Consider the following 12,499-nt stretch of genomic DNA (forward strand, 5'->3'; position numbering starts at 1 on the left):
GCGAATGTCACCCCCCTTTCGCCCGCGCGCCCCTTTCACCGGGCCCCAGATGCCCGGGCCCGGGCATCGCCCCTAGCGCGAGCGCACCCCGACAATCAGCGAAGCCTCGCCATCGATCACGTTGCCGAAGACGCCGCGCGCCGGCTTCCAGTGCAGGACATCGAGGCCCAGCGCGCAGATCTTCTCGTCGTAGTCGGGATAGTCGGTCGAAGGCTCGATGCGGCAGCCGGTCGATTCGCCATCGCTGTTCACCGTGAAATAGATCCGGTGCTTGGTCAGATACCGGTTCTTGCTGAACTGCTCGGCGAAACTGTCGTTGAGCTGCGTCAGCCCGTGGTTGAACCGGTCGATATCGCCATCGGAGAGGCGCGGCAGTTCCTGCAGCGCGTTGAAATCGTCCTCGGTCACCAGCGGCTGCATGCGGCGCAGCATGCCCACCCATTGCTGCACGCGCGCCACCTGCATCGGCGAGCGGCGGTCATAGATCGTCTGGCAGCGCGATCCGCCCGGGCTCGATTCGGCCCGCAGCAGCAGGTCGGAAGCGCCGCGGCGGCGATAGGCGATCGCCCAGGCGAGCGGCGTCATGCCGAACAGGTCCGGCGTGTTCACGTCGTACTGACCGGACCGCAGCAGGCCGTCGAGGCGGCTGACCGAACCGCGCCGTGCCAGTTCGGCAAGGGTCGGCGCAGAGCGCACCGGCCCGAGATCGGCGAAACCGAATGCGTGATCGGAAGGCCCGGCGCCCTGTACCTGCAGCGTGCCGTCCTCGCCGAGTTCGACCTTGCCGTCGAACTTGCGGCAGATGTCCCCATAAGGGTAGCGCTCGTCAGCCAGGATCGCCGCGTTGTAGGCCCGCGCGAACGTCTCGGCGCGGGTCAGGTAGTCGATCTTTGGCTGGTCGGCGGGAACCCCGTCGATGAACGACACGGCGCGGATCGCGCGCGCGCTCAACCCGCCCATGATCCGGCACTGCGCGCCATAGACCGAAGTGGAGACGCCCTTTGCGGTAAGCGCCCCGGCCAGGCGGAAATCGCCGCGATCCAGAGCCTCGGCTGCCTGAGCGGCCGGATCGAGCGACTTGCCCTCCAGCAGCGCCTTGCGCAGGGCATCGTCCACCTTGCGCTGCATGCGCAGCAGTTCGGGATCGGACAGTTCGTCGATGCAGGCGCTCTCGCTGCCGATCGCTTCCAGCGCATTGGCGTCGCGGTTATCTTCGCTGACCGGGCGCGTATCGCAGGCGGCCGTGCCAAGCAGCGTCAGGCAGAGAAGCGAAACGGCAAGAGAACGACTGGCCAAGGTATTCCTCGTCTGGAGATCCGGCCCCGGTGCGGCGCCCGGGGCTTGCGAGCGCCCTTAGCACAGCGGGCGGACAGAGGAAGGTGTCACGAGAGGCAGGCCGGCGCGAACAGGCGCTATTTCGCCCTGCCCTGCCGATTGCAGTCCGCCCAGACGTCCATCTTGCTCGAGAGGAGCCACTCGGGCGTCTCCACGCGGGCAACGAGGCGGCAGTTGGCATGGATATAGGCGCGCACCGGCGCCAGCGTCTCCCAGTTGACCGGATCCTGCCGCGGCTTTGGTGCGAGCACGACGGTGCTGGGACGCTCGGCCAGGACCCGCCGCACTTCGCCTGCGGTGGAGAGGTGGCTGACGTCCTTCTCTATCGTCTGGGCAAGGTGATGCGGGAAGACCAGCGGGGTCACGAAGCGGTGCCCGGTCAGGTGATAGAGCTGGAAAGGCCCGTCGTAGACGAACAGCGGGCCGCCATCGTCATGCGCCCGCACGGCCTTGGCCAGTTGCGCCATCGCCGCGCGCGAGCGCCGGGCATGCTCGAAGTCCAGCACCGACGTTTCGCGAAACGCGAGGAAGCCCAGCACTACCATGGCGATGGGCCCGGCGATACGTCCCTGGAGCAGTCCCGCGCTGACGATGGTGAGCGGCACGAGGATCGGCAGGGCATAATGAACGTAGAAATTGGGAACCGAGAGCAGCCCCAAGGTCGCCGCCAGGAGCCAGAAAGCCATGAATTGGCGCTGCAGCGGAACCATCTTCGGAATGCCGAGCACGCCCATGACGAGAAACGGCGCAAGCCTGATGAACATGAGGATCGTGCGGATACCGGAGGCCAACCAGACTTTCGGCTTGGCCAGGTTCGATGTCACCATCGCGTGCCAGTAGATCGCCCAGTAGCCTTCCAGCCAGTACCAGGCCGAAATCGCCAGCATCGGCGCAGCTCCCAGCAGCGCCCACGATGCAATGATCGCGCAGACCCTGCGGCGCGGAAGCGGTGAGTGCCACAAGGTCCAGGCGCTATAGAGGCCGAGGAAGGCGCTCTCGAAGAAGCTGGTCTGCTTGACCGTGATCGCACATCCACCCAGCAGCATGGCTGCATAGGGACGCCAACCCGGCTTTCCTTCGCGAAGGTCCGGCACCGCCTGCAGGACCAGCAGCGCCGCACCTCCCACGAAGAGATTGTAGAAGATCGGGGACTGGCCGCCGAAACCCTGCTCCTGCTCCAGCCATAACAGATAGGCGATTCCCGCAAGAAGACCGCCCTGCGCCCGGTTCCAGAAACTCGCGATCGAACCGATCACCCACGCCGTCGCCGCCGCGAAGACCGTTGCCACCAGCTGGTAGGCCAGCGGGGCATAGGAAATGAAGGCAATCAGGTAATAGAGAAAGAACAGCCCCCAGGGCTTGCGGTCCCAGACGTCGACATAGGGCACCGCATGCTGCTCGTGCATGGCGATGCCGACGGTCTGGTAGAACGTCTCGTCGACGTGGAGGTTGGGGTCGCCGAATGTGCTGGCGCGCAGGGCGAGTGCAACGAGCAGGAAGATGATCCCGTACCACGCCGGGAACCGTGATTGCTTCATCTCGGCAAAAGCCCCCTGCCCTCATCGCCCGCAGCCCGATGCGCCATCGGCGGGCCGCCCCGAGGCGCAGTCCTAACCGGCAAGTCCGCGTAATCAAAGCGCGACGCGGCGAATCGCGCAACGGGCCAAGGAAAAAGGGCCCCGACGTCGCCGCCGGAGCCCTTTTCGAATGTCTCTCGACCGTTCCCCGCAAGGGAGAACCGACGAGCAGGTCAGTCGACCACGGCCACCATGTGGGGCAGCTTGGCGATCGCACCGCGAACTTCGGCGGTGTCCTCGAGTTCGACGACCTTGTGCATCTTGCCGAGGCCAAGACCGATGAGGATCTTCTTCTGGCTCTCGGGGCGACGGATCGGCGAACCGATCTGCTTGATCTTGATCTTGGCCATGGTTGATTACTCCACGATGGCTTCGGCAGCGGCCTCGGCCTCTGCTTCGCTGGCACCGCCACGACCAAGGAGGTCGGCAACCTTCTTGCCACGACGCTGGGCAACCGACTTCGGCGAAGTCTGGTTGGTCAGCGCGTCGAAGGTGGCGCGGATCATGTTGTAGGGGTTCGACGTACCGACCGACTTGGTCACGACGTCAGCAACGCCCAGGCTCTCGAACACGGCGCGCATCGGACCGCCGGCGATGATGCCGGTACCGGCCGGGGCGGTACGCACGTTGACCTTGCCGGCACCGAAACGGCCCTTGCCGTCATGGTGCAGGGTGCGGCCTTCCTTGAGCGGCACGCGGACCATCTTCTTCTTGGCAGAAGCAGTGGCCTTGGTGATCGCCTCGGGAACTTCGCGAGCCTTCGCGTGGCCGAAACCGACGCGGCCCTTGCCGTCGCCAACGACGACGAGAGCAGCGAAACCGAAGCGCTTGCCGCCCTTCACGGTCTTCGAAACGCGGTTGATGTGGACGAGCTTTTCGATCAGCTCCTCACCACCATCTTCCTCGTTGCGATTGCCGCGACGGTCGTCGCGACGGCCACGGCCGCCACGCTCGCCACGATCACCGCGACCACGGCCGCCACGACCGCGACCCTCACGGGCCTCCTGCGGCTCACCGCCCTGCGGGTGCTCAGCCGCAATCGGCTGTTCGGGGTTGGTGTTTTCGTCAGCCATGATCAGAACTCCAGCCCGCCTTCGCGGGCGGCTTCGGCCAGCGCCTTGACGCGGCCATGGAACAGGAAACCGCCACGGTCGAACACGACGGAAGTCACGCCCGCCTTCTTGGCAGCCTCGGCGAGCTCCTTGCCGACGCGGGTAGCCGCGTCGACGTCGGTGCCCTTGCCGCCAAGGGTATTGGCGGCAGCCACGGTGCGGCCCTGCGCATCATCGATGATCTGCGCATAGATGTGACGCCCGGTGCGGTGCACCGACAGACGCGGACGATCGCCGCCACGGGCACGCAGAGCGGTACGAACACGCCGGCGACGGCGTTCGAAAAGGGAAAGCTTTGCCATTACTTCTTCTTCCCTTCCTTGCGGAAGATGAACTCGCCGCGGTACTTGATGCCCTTGCCCTTGTAGGGTTCGGGCTTGCGCCAGCGACGGATCTCGGCCGCAATCTGGCCGACCTTCTGCTTGTCAATACCGGAGATCTCGACCGTGGTGTTGTCCGGGGTCTTGATCTCGATGCCTTCGGGCACGTCGATGTCGACATCGTGCGAGAAGCCGAGCTGAAGCTTGAGCTTCTTGCCCTGGGCCTGCGCACGGTAGCCGACGCCCTTGATCTCGAGGACCTTGGAGAAACCTTCGGTCACGCCTTCGATCAGGTTGGCGACGAGCGTGCGCTGCATGCCCCAGTGGCTGCGGGCCTGCTTCGACTGGTTGATCGGCTTCACCGCGATGGTGCCGTCTTCAACCGCGTAGGTCACCTGGTCAGAAAGACCCATGGTCAGGGCGCCCTTGGGCCCCTTGACCGAGAGGATGCCGTTGTCGATCGCGGCGGTGACACCGCCGGGGATCGCAACCGCCTTCTTGCCGATGCGGCTCATCAGAACACCTCCGCAAGCACTTCGCCGCCGACGTTCTGCGAACGGGCTTCCGCGTCGGAAAGCACGCCCTTGGGCGTCGAGACGATGGTGATGCCAAGGCCGTTGCGCACGATCGGAAGTTCCTTGGAACCCGAATAGACGCGGCGACCAGGCTTGGAAACGCGCTGAACGTGCTTGATGGCGGGCTCGCCTTCAAAGTACTTCAGTTCGATGCGCAGCTGCGGGTGAGCGCCGGTGGCATCTTCGCTGTAGCCACGGATGTAGCCTTCGCGCTGGAGCACTTCGAGCACGCGTGCACGAAGCTTGGAGGCCGGCGACAGGACGGAGTCCTTCTTGGCGCGCTGGCCGTTGCGGATGCGGGTGAGCATATCACCCAGGGGATCGGTCATAGCCATTTTCTATATGCCCCTTACCAGCTCGACTTCGTCACGCCGGGGATCATGCCCTTGTTGGCAAGATCGCGCAGCTCGACGCGGCAGAGGCCGAACTTGCGGTAGTAACCGCGCGGACGGCCGGTCGTGGCGCAGCGGTTGCGAACCCGGGTCGGGTTGCCGTTGCGCGGGATCTCGGCCAGCTTCAGGCGGGCGATGAGACGCTCGGTTTCGTCGAGCGATTCATCGTCAGCGATCGCCTTGAGGCGCGCATACTTGCCTGCGTACTTCTTGACGAGCTTCTTGCGACGCTCGTTCTTGTTCACGGAACTCAGTTTCGCCATGGACTTAAGCTCTCTTCCTCAGCGGCGGCTCACGCCGCCTCCTTCTGTTCCTCGGCTTCGGCCGGGAACGGGAAACCGAACAGACGCAGCAGCTCGCGCGCCTCGTCGTCGGTCTTGGCGGTGGTGGTGACGATGATGTCCATGCCACGCACCTTCTCGATCTTGTCGTAGCTGATCTCCGGGAAGATGATCTGCTCCTTGAGACCCATCGCGTAGTTGCCGCGGCCGTCGAACGACTTCGGGTTGAGGCCACGGAAGTCACGGATGCGGGGCATCGCGATGGTGATCAGACGATCGAGGAACTCGTACATGCGTTCACGGCGCAGGGTAACCTTGCAACCGATCGGCATGCCTTCACGCAGCTTGAACTGCGCGATCGACTTGCGAGCCTTGGTGATCACGGGCTTCTGGCCGGCGATCGCCTCCATCTCGGCAGCGGCGGTCTGGACCTTCTTCTTGTCCTGGCTCGCCTCGCCCACGCCCATGTTGAGCGTGATCTTCTCGATCCTGGGCACTTCCATGACGTTCTTGTAACCGAACTTCTCGGTCATCGCCTTGACGATCTCGTCGTCGTAGCGCGAACGCATGCGCGGAGTGTACTTCTCAGCCATCGATGGTCTCCCCGGACTTCACGGCCACACGGACCTTCTTGCCGTCCTTGGTTTCGAAGCGAACGCGGGTCGGCTTGCCGTCCTTGTCGGCAACCGCGACCTTGCTGATCGCCATCGGAGCCGGCGTGCGCTCGATGCCACCCTGCGGGTTCATCTGCGTCGGCTTGCGGTGCTTGGTGGCGACGTTGACGCCTTCGACCACGACCTTGCCGTCCTTCGGGAGAACCTGAAGCACGGTACCGGTGCGGCCCTTGTCCTTGCCGGACAGGACGACGACGCTGTCACCCTTCTTGATCTTCGCGGCAGCCATTACAGCACCTCCGGAGCGAGCGAGATGATCTTCATGAAGCCACGTCCGCGCAGTTCACGCACGACGGGGCCGAAGATACGGGTGCCGATCGGCTCCTCGTTCTTGTTGACGAGGACAGCGGCGTTGCTGTCGAAGCGGATAACGCTGCCGTCAGCGCGGCGCACGTCCTTCTTGGTGCGCACGATCACCGCACGGTGAACGTCGCCCTTCTTGACGCGAGCGCGGGGCTGCGCCTCCTTCACCGACACCACGATGATGTCGCCGACGCCGGCGAAGCGACGCTTGGACCCGCCCAGTACCTTGATGCACTGGACGCGCTTTGCGCCGCTGTTGTCCGCGACGTCGAGATTGGATTGCATCTGGATCATCGATCCGGTTCCTTCTCAACTGGCTTACTGGGACTTTGGCCGAAACCAGCCCAGCAGTTCCAAAAAAACGTCTTAGTTCGCTGCTTCGACGTCGAGGTTGGCCTCGACAGCAGTGCCCTTGCTTGCAGCGAGGCGATCCAGCACCTTCCAGGACTTGGTCTTGGAGATCGGCTTGGTTTCCTCGATGCGGACGCGCTCACCGGTGCGGTAGGCGTTGTCCTCGTCGTGGGCATGGTACTTCTTCGAACGGCGGATGATCTTCCCGTACAACGGGTGCTTCACCTTACGCTCGACGAGCACGGTAACGGTCTTGTCGGTCTTGTCGGAAACGACGGTACCGATCAGAATACGCTTTGGCATCGTGTTTCCTCCTTACGCCTTCGCCGCACGCTCAGCCTGGAGCGTCTTGATGCGGGCGATGTCGCGACGGACTTCCTTGATGCGTGCCGGGCGCTCGAGCTGGCTCGTGGCGGCCTGGAAACGCAGGTTGAACTGTTCGCGCTTGAGGTCGACGAGTTCAGCGGTCAGCTGGTCGTCGGTCTTGGCGCGCAAGTCTTCAGTGCGGTTCGCCATTACTTGTCTCCACCCAAGTGCGAGGTGTCGCCGAGACGGGCAACGACCTTGGTCTTGATCGGCAGCTTCATCGCGGCGCGGCTGAAAGCCTCCGCGGCGAGCGGGCCGGCAACGCCGTCCAGTTCGAACAGGATGCGACCCGGCTTGACGCGGGCTGCCCAGTATTCGACCGAACCCTTGCCCTTACCCTGACGGACTTCGGCAGGCTTCTTCGAAACCGGCACGTCCGGGAAGACGCGGATCCAGAGACGGCCCTGGCGCTTGATGTGACGCGTGATCGCGCGGCGAGCCGCCTCGATCTGGCGGGCGGTGATCCGCTCGGGCTCGAGGGCCTTGAGGCCGTACGAGCCGAAGTTCAGGTCGGTACCACCCTTGGCATTGCCATGGATCTTACCCTTGAACGCCTTGCGGAACTTGGTTTTCTTCGGTTGCAGCATGGTGCTTCTCTACCTCAAGCCTCAGCGCGCCGGACGGACGCCGGAGGTCTGGGCCTCCATCATCAAACGATCCTGCGCCGTCGGGTCGTGGCCGAGAATCTCGCCCTTGAAGACCCACACCTTGATGCCGATGATGCCATAGGCGGTCAGCGCCTCGGCTTCGGCATAGTCGATGTTCGCACGCAGCGTGTGGAGCGGAACGCGGCCTTCGCGATACTGCTCGACACGGGCGATTTCAGCGCCGCCGAGACGGCCACCGCACATGATCTTGACGCCTTCGGCGCCCAGACGCATCGCGGACTGCATCGCACGCTTCATGGCGCGGCGGAAAGCGACGCGACGCACGAGCTGGTCGGCAATGCCCTGGGCGACGAGCTTGGCGTCGATTTCCGGCTTGCGGATTTCGACGATGTTCAGCTTCACTTCGCTTTCGGTCATCGCAGCGAGCTTCTTGCGAAGCTTCTCGATGTCGGCGCCCTTCTTGCCGATGATGACACCCGGACGGGCGGCATAGATCGACACGCGGCACAGCTTGGCGGGACGCTCGATCACCACCTTCGAGATCGCTGCCTGCGGCACGCTCTCGATGATGAACTTGCGGATCTTGAGGTCTTCCTCAAGCAGCTTGCCGTAGTCCCGGCCTTCCGCGAACCAGCGGCTGTCCCAGGTACGGTTGATCTGCAGACGCAGACCGATCGGATTGCTCTTGTGACCCATGGATCAGGCCTCCTCGACTTCGCGAACGACGATCCTGAGGCGCGAGAACGGCTTGAGGATCCGGGTGGACTTGCCGCGACCACGAGCGTGGAAACGCTTCATGGTGATCGACTTGCCGACCGACGCCTCGGCAACGACGAGAGCGTCGACGTCGAGGTTGTGGTTGTTTTCCGCATTGGCGATCGCCGAAGCGAGAACCTTGCGTGCATCCACGGCCATCGCCTTCTTCGAGAAAGCGAGGATGTTCATGGCTTCCTCGGCCTTCTTGCCGCGGATCAGGCCGGCGACGAGGTTGAGCTTCTGGGCGGAACCACGAATGGTGGTGCCGACCGCAAGAGCTTCCTTCTCGCCAACGCGGCGGGGTGCTGCCTGCTTGCTCATTAGCGCTTGCCCTTCTTGTCGGCGGCGTGACCGGGGAACGTGCGCGTGGGCGCAAATTCACCGAGCTTGTGGCCGACCATGTCCTCGTTGACCGAGACCGGGATGAACTTGTGACCGTTGTAGACCTGGAAGGTCAAACCAACGAACTGCGGAAGGATAGTGGAACGACGCGACCAGGTCTTGATCGGGCCGGCCTTGGCTCCTGCATCCTGCGCGACCTCGGCCTTCTTGAGAAGGTACAGGTCGACGAAGGGGCCTTTCCAGACGGAACGTGCCATCGTGTCTTACCTCTTCTTCTTGGCGTGGCGCGAACGGATGATCATCTTGTCCGTCTGCTTGTTGTTGCGAGTGCGGGCACCCTTGGTCGGCTTGCCCCACGGAGTGACCGGGTGACGGCCGCCCGAGGTGCGGCCTTCACCACCGCCGTGCGGGTGGTCGACCGGGTTCTTGGCGACGCCGCGGGTCAGCGGGCGACGGCCCATCCAACGCTTGCGGCCAGCCTTGGCGAGGGTCTGGTTCTGGTTGTCGGGGTTCGAGACCGCGCCAACCGTGCCCATGCAATCGCCGCGCAGGTAGCGCTGCTCGCCCGAGTTGAGGCGCACGATGACCATGCCGCGGTCACGACCGACGACCTGGACGTAAGTGCCTGCCGAACGGGCGATCTGGCCGCCCTTGCCCGGCTTCATCTCGACGTTGTGGCAGATCGTGCCGACCGGCATCTGCGACAGAAGCATCGCATTGCCCGGCTTCACGTCGGTCTTCTCGCCGGCGACGACGACGTCGCCGATGGCCAGACGCTGCGGCGCGAGGATGTAGGCGAGTTCACCGTCCGTGTACTTCACGAGTGCGATGAAAGCGGTGCGGTTGGGATCGTATTCGATCCGCTCCACGGTCGCTTCCATGTCCCACTTGCGACGCTTGAAGTCGATGAAGCGGTACTTCTGCTTGTGACCACCGGCGATGCCGCGCGAAGTGACATGGCCCTTGTTGTTGCGGCCACCGGTCTTGTTCTTACCTTCGGTAAGCGCCTTGACCGGCTTGCCCTTCCACAGCGCCGACTTGTCGACGAGGACCAGGCCGCGACGGGCGGGGCTGGTCGGGTTGTAGTTCTTCAGTGCCATCGAATCAGCCCCGTACGCCTTCGGTCACGTCAATCGACTGACCTTCGGCCAGCGTGACGATCGCCTTCTTCACGTCGCTGCGGCGGTAAGCCTTACCGCGCCAGCGCTTGGTCTTGCCCTTGGTGACCAGGGTGTTCACGCCAGTAACCTTGACGTCGAACAGAGCTTCGACAGCAGCCTTGATCTCGGGCTTGCTCGCGCCGCCGGCAACCTTGAAGACGACCGCGTTGTTCTCCGAAAGGAGGGTCGACTTCTCGGTGATGTGGGGAGCGAGGATCACGTCGTAGTGACGGATGTCCACGTTGCTCTTAGCCATTGAAACGCGCCTCCAGCTTCTCGACCGCGGCGCGCGTCAGCACCAGCGTATCATGCTTCAGGATGTCATAGACGTTGGCGCCGACAGCCGGGAGCACGTTGACGCCGACGATGTTGCGGGCTGCACGAGCGAAATTGTCGTTCACCGCTTCGCCGTCGATCACGAGCACCTTCTTGCCGAAGCCAGCCTTGGCGAGCTGACCGGCGAGCGCCTTGGTCTTGGCTTCACCGTCGAGGGTGTCGACGATGACGAGACCGTTCTGGGCCTTCGAGGACAGAGCCATCTTGAGGCCGAGAGCGCGGATCTTCTTGTTCAGCGAGATGTTGAACTCGCGGCGACGTGCACCGTGAGCCTTACCACCGCCGATGAAGACCGGAGCCGCACGGTCACCGTGACGAGCCGTGCCGCCGCCCTTCTGGCGACCCCACTTCTTGCCGGTGCGTGCAACGTCCGAGCGCTCGCGGGTGGCGCGGGCGATGCCGCGACGGTTTTCGAGCTGCCAGGTGACGACGCGGTGCAGGATATCTGCGCGCGGCTCGAGACCGAACACGTCATCCGACAGTTCGATGTCGCCCTTGCCGGCGCTGCCATCGAGGTTGAGGACCTTGACCTTCACGACTTAGCCCTCCTGGCCTTCGGTCGCTTCCGGCGCCGCGGTGTCTTCCGCAGGCGTGTCGGCAGCGGCCGTGTCATTGCTGTTTGCGGCCTGCTTCAGGCCGGCGGGGTACGGAGCCTCGGCGTGACGGTCGACCTTGACGGCGTCCGAAACGGTCAGCCAGCTGTTCTTCGCGCCCGGGACCGAGCCCTTGACGAAGATCAGGCCGCGCTCATCGTCCACGCGGACGATCTCGAGGTTCTGCTGGGTGCGCTGACGGTCGCCCATGTGGCCGGCCATCTTCTTGTTCTTGAAGACCTTGCCCGGATCCTGGCGGTTACCCGTCGAACCGTGCGAACGGTGCGAGAGCGAAACACCGTGGGTGGCGCGAAGACCGCCGAAGCCCCAACGCTTCATGGCGCCCGCAAAGCCCTTGCCCTGGGTGTGACCGGCAACGTCGACGAGCTGGCCGGGCACGAAGTGCGAGGCAGCGATGGTCGAGCCGACGTCGAGCAGCGCATCGTCGGCGACGCGGAACTCGGCAACGCGCATCTTGAGCGGAACTTCAGCCTTGGCGAAGTGCTCGCGCTGCGGCTTGGCAACGTTCTTCTGCTTGGCTTCGCCGGCACCAAGCTGAACCGCGACGTATCCGTCACGATCGGCAGTGCGAACCGAAACCACCTGGCAATCTTCCAGCGCCAGAACGGTAACCGGCACGTGCCGTCCGTCCTCCTGGAACAGTCGGGTCATCCCGACCTTCTTGGCGATCACGCCTGTACGCATGACCTTTACTCCTTACAGAGGCCTGCGCGAGCCCATCCCGCACAGGCGTGTCCAGCCCAAATTGTGATGCATGCCCCGTCCGGGCTGGGTGCTCCCTTGCCGGTGCCCTTGGCACCTGCCGGAAGCGAGACGGGGGACGCATTCCCGGCACTGGCCCGAAGGCAGCACCGGAGGTATCCCTTGTGTCCCCGCCGGTTTCCCTTGGGGGCTCTGTCTCTGCGGGTTTCTCCCCGCAAAGCCGGCCTCGAGGGCCGACAAGGTCAGTTGGATCCGAGGATCCGAATGTCGTTCCGGCAGTTTAAGGTCCGCCCGGAAAGGACCATGGGGCCGCCAAAGGCAGCCCCTGAAGCCGGCTTAGGCCAGCTTGATCTCAACGTTCACGCCTGCAGCCAGGTCGAGCTTCATCAGCGCGTCGACAGTGGCGGCGTTCGGCTGCACGATGTCGAGAAGACGCTTGTAGGTGCGAACCTCGAACTGCTCACGCGACTTCTTGTCGATGTGAGGACCGCGGTTCACGGTGAACTTTTCGATCTTCGTCGGAAGCGGAATGGGGCCCCGAATGAGCGCGCCGGTACGGCGGGCGGTGTCGGCGATCTCGCCAGTGGCCTGGTCGAGTACGCGGTGGTCAAACGCCTTCAGGCGAATGCGGATGTTCTGAGCTTCCATTACCTACTACCGATGAGAAAGAGCCTAGGGACCGTAGCCCCGAACAA

The 12,499-nt window shown here is 64.0% G+C and carries 22 protein-coding genes; all 22 read right to left on the reverse strand.

The features are described 5' to 3' along the window. Nucleotides 1–72 precede the first annotated feature (72 nt). Entirely contained in the window at nucleotides 73–1,296 is a 1,224-nt protein-coding gene (locus J3474_RS15085) for an ankyrin repeat domain-containing protein (protein ID WP_207094709.1), read from the reverse strand. Between the two features lie 116 nt (nucleotides 1,297–1,412). Then, entirely contained in the window at nucleotides 1,413–2,873 is a 1,461-nt protein-coding gene (locus J3474_RS15090) for a hypothetical protein (RefSeq protein WP_207094710.1), read from the reverse strand. Nucleotides 2,874–3,085: 212 nt separating this feature from the next. Continuing rightward, on the reverse strand, nucleotides 3,086–3,262 hold the full coding sequence (gene rpmD / locus J3474_RS15095) for a 50S ribosomal protein L30 (protein WP_013832937.1): 177 nt from the start codon (nucleotides 3,260–3,262) through the stop codon (nucleotides 3,086–3,088). Between the two features lie 6 nt (nucleotides 3,263–3,268). Continuing rightward, nucleotides 3,269–3,985 (reverse strand): 30S ribosomal protein S5, encoded by a 717-nt coding sequence (gene rpsE, locus J3474_RS15100; protein ID WP_007011855.1) that lies wholly within the window; start codon nucleotides 3,983–3,985, stop codon nucleotides 3,269–3,271. Nucleotides 3,986–3,987: 2 nt separating this feature from the next. Continuing rightward, complete coding sequence (gene rplR, locus J3474_RS15105) at nucleotides 3,988–4,326, reverse strand: 50S ribosomal protein L18 (protein ID WP_007011856.1); 339 nt, start codon at nucleotides 4,324–4,326, stop codon at nucleotides 3,988–3,990. Beyond that, nucleotides 4,326–4,859 carry a 50S ribosomal protein L6 gene (gene rplF / locus J3474_RS15110; protein WP_013832935.1) on the reverse strand — a complete coding sequence of 178 codons (534 nt, stop codon included), beginning with the start codon at nucleotides 4,857–4,859 and terminating at the stop codon, nucleotides 4,326–4,328. Before rplF ends, rplR begins: the two co-directional genes overlap by 1 nt. Continuing rightward, nucleotides 4,859–5,254: a 30S ribosomal protein S8 gene (gene rpsH, locus J3474_RS15115; protein WP_013832934.1), complete on the reverse strand. Its 396-nt coding sequence runs from the start codon at nucleotides 5,252–5,254 to the stop codon at nucleotides 4,859–4,861. Before rpsH ends, rplF begins: the two co-directional genes overlap by 1 nt. Nucleotides 5,255–5,268: 14 nt before the next feature. After that, the gene (gene rpsN / locus J3474_RS15120; RefSeq protein WP_207094711.1) at nucleotides 5,269–5,574 is read right to left on the reverse strand and encodes a 30S ribosomal protein S14; all 306 of its coding nucleotides are present in this window, start codon (nucleotides 5,572–5,574) and stop codon (nucleotides 5,269–5,271) included. A 29-nt stretch (nucleotides 5,575–5,603) separates the two neighbouring features. Beyond that, the gene (rplE, locus tag J3474_RS15125; RefSeq protein WP_013832933.1) at nucleotides 5,604–6,185 is read right to left on the reverse strand and encodes a 50S ribosomal protein L5; all 582 of its coding nucleotides are present in this window, start codon (nucleotides 6,183–6,185) and stop codon (nucleotides 5,604–5,606) included. Beyond that, nucleotides 6,178–6,495, reverse strand: a complete 318-nt coding sequence (gene rplX / locus J3474_RS15130) for a 50S ribosomal protein L24 (RefSeq protein WP_007011861.1) — start codon at nucleotides 6,493–6,495, stop codon at nucleotides 6,178–6,180. The genes rplE and rplX overlap by 8 nt, the downstream gene beginning before the upstream one ends. After that, on the reverse strand, nucleotides 6,495–6,863 hold the full coding sequence (gene rplN, locus J3474_RS15135) for a 50S ribosomal protein L14 (protein ID WP_007011862.1): 369 nt from the start codon (nucleotides 6,861–6,863) through the stop codon (nucleotides 6,495–6,497). The genes rplX and rplN overlap by 1 nt, the downstream gene beginning before the upstream one ends. A 72-nt stretch (nucleotides 6,864–6,935) precedes the next feature. Further along, a complete protein-coding gene (gene rpsQ / locus J3474_RS15140; RefSeq protein ID WP_007011863.1) occupies nucleotides 6,936–7,223 on the reverse strand; it encodes a 30S ribosomal protein S17 in 288 nt (95 codons plus the stop codon). A 12-nt stretch (nucleotides 7,224–7,235) separates the two neighbouring features. Next, nucleotides 7,236–7,436: a 50S ribosomal protein L29 gene (gene rpmC / locus J3474_RS15145; RefSeq protein ID WP_007011864.1), complete on the reverse strand. Its 201-nt coding sequence runs from the start codon at nucleotides 7,434–7,436 to the stop codon at nucleotides 7,236–7,238. After that, a complete protein-coding gene (gene rplP, locus J3474_RS15150; protein WP_007011865.1) occupies nucleotides 7,436–7,873 on the reverse strand; it encodes a 50S ribosomal protein L16 in 438 nt (145 codons plus the stop codon). The genes rpmC and rplP overlap by 1 nt, the downstream gene beginning before the upstream one ends. A gap of 21 nt (nucleotides 7,874–7,894) precedes the next feature. After that, complete coding sequence (rpsC, locus tag J3474_RS15155) at nucleotides 7,895–8,590, reverse strand: 30S ribosomal protein S3 (RefSeq protein ID WP_007011866.1); 696 nt, start codon at nucleotides 8,588–8,590, stop codon at nucleotides 7,895–7,897. 3 nt (nucleotides 8,591–8,593) lie between these two features. Beyond that, a complete protein-coding gene (gene rplV / locus J3474_RS15160) occupies nucleotides 8,594–8,971 on the reverse strand; it encodes a 50S ribosomal protein L22 (RefSeq protein WP_007011867.1) in 378 nt (125 codons plus the stop codon). Further along, complete coding sequence (gene rpsS / locus J3474_RS15165) at nucleotides 8,971–9,249, reverse strand: 30S ribosomal protein S19 (RefSeq protein ID WP_007011868.1); 279 nt, start codon at nucleotides 9,247–9,249, stop codon at nucleotides 8,971–8,973. The genes rplV and rpsS overlap by 1 nt, the downstream gene beginning before the upstream one ends. A gap of 6 nt (nucleotides 9,250–9,255) precedes the next feature. Continuing rightward, nucleotides 9,256–10,092: a 50S ribosomal protein L2 gene (rplB, locus tag J3474_RS15170; RefSeq protein ID WP_007011869.1), complete on the reverse strand. Its 837-nt coding sequence runs from the start codon at nucleotides 10,090–10,092 to the stop codon at nucleotides 9,256–9,258. Between the two features lie 4 nt (nucleotides 10,093–10,096). Beyond that, complete coding sequence (locus J3474_RS15175) at nucleotides 10,097–10,408, reverse strand: 50S ribosomal protein L23 (protein WP_013832932.1); 312 nt, start codon at nucleotides 10,406–10,408, stop codon at nucleotides 10,097–10,099. Next, entirely contained in the window at nucleotides 10,401–11,024 is a 624-nt protein-coding gene (gene rplD / locus J3474_RS15180; protein ID WP_007011871.1) for a 50S ribosomal protein L4, read from the reverse strand. The genes J3474_RS15175 and rplD overlap by 8 nt, the downstream gene beginning before the upstream one ends. Nucleotides 11,025–11,027: 3 nt before the next feature. After that, nucleotides 11,028–11,786 (reverse strand): 50S ribosomal protein L3, encoded by a 759-nt coding sequence (gene rplC, locus J3474_RS15185; protein WP_013832931.1) that lies wholly within the window; start codon nucleotides 11,784–11,786, stop codon nucleotides 11,028–11,030. Nucleotides 11,787–12,140: 354 nt separating this feature from the next. After that, nucleotides 12,141–12,452: a 30S ribosomal protein S10 gene (rpsJ, locus tag J3474_RS15190; protein ID WP_007011873.1), complete on the reverse strand. Its 312-nt coding sequence runs from the start codon at nucleotides 12,450–12,452 to the stop codon at nucleotides 12,141–12,143. Between the last annotated feature and the right edge of the window lie 47 nt (nucleotides 12,453–12,499).

This window comes from Novosphingobium sp. PY1 (assembly GCF_017312445.1).
Taxonomy (GTDB): Bacteria; Pseudomonadota; Alphaproteobacteria; order Sphingomonadales; family Sphingomonadaceae; genus Novosphingobium.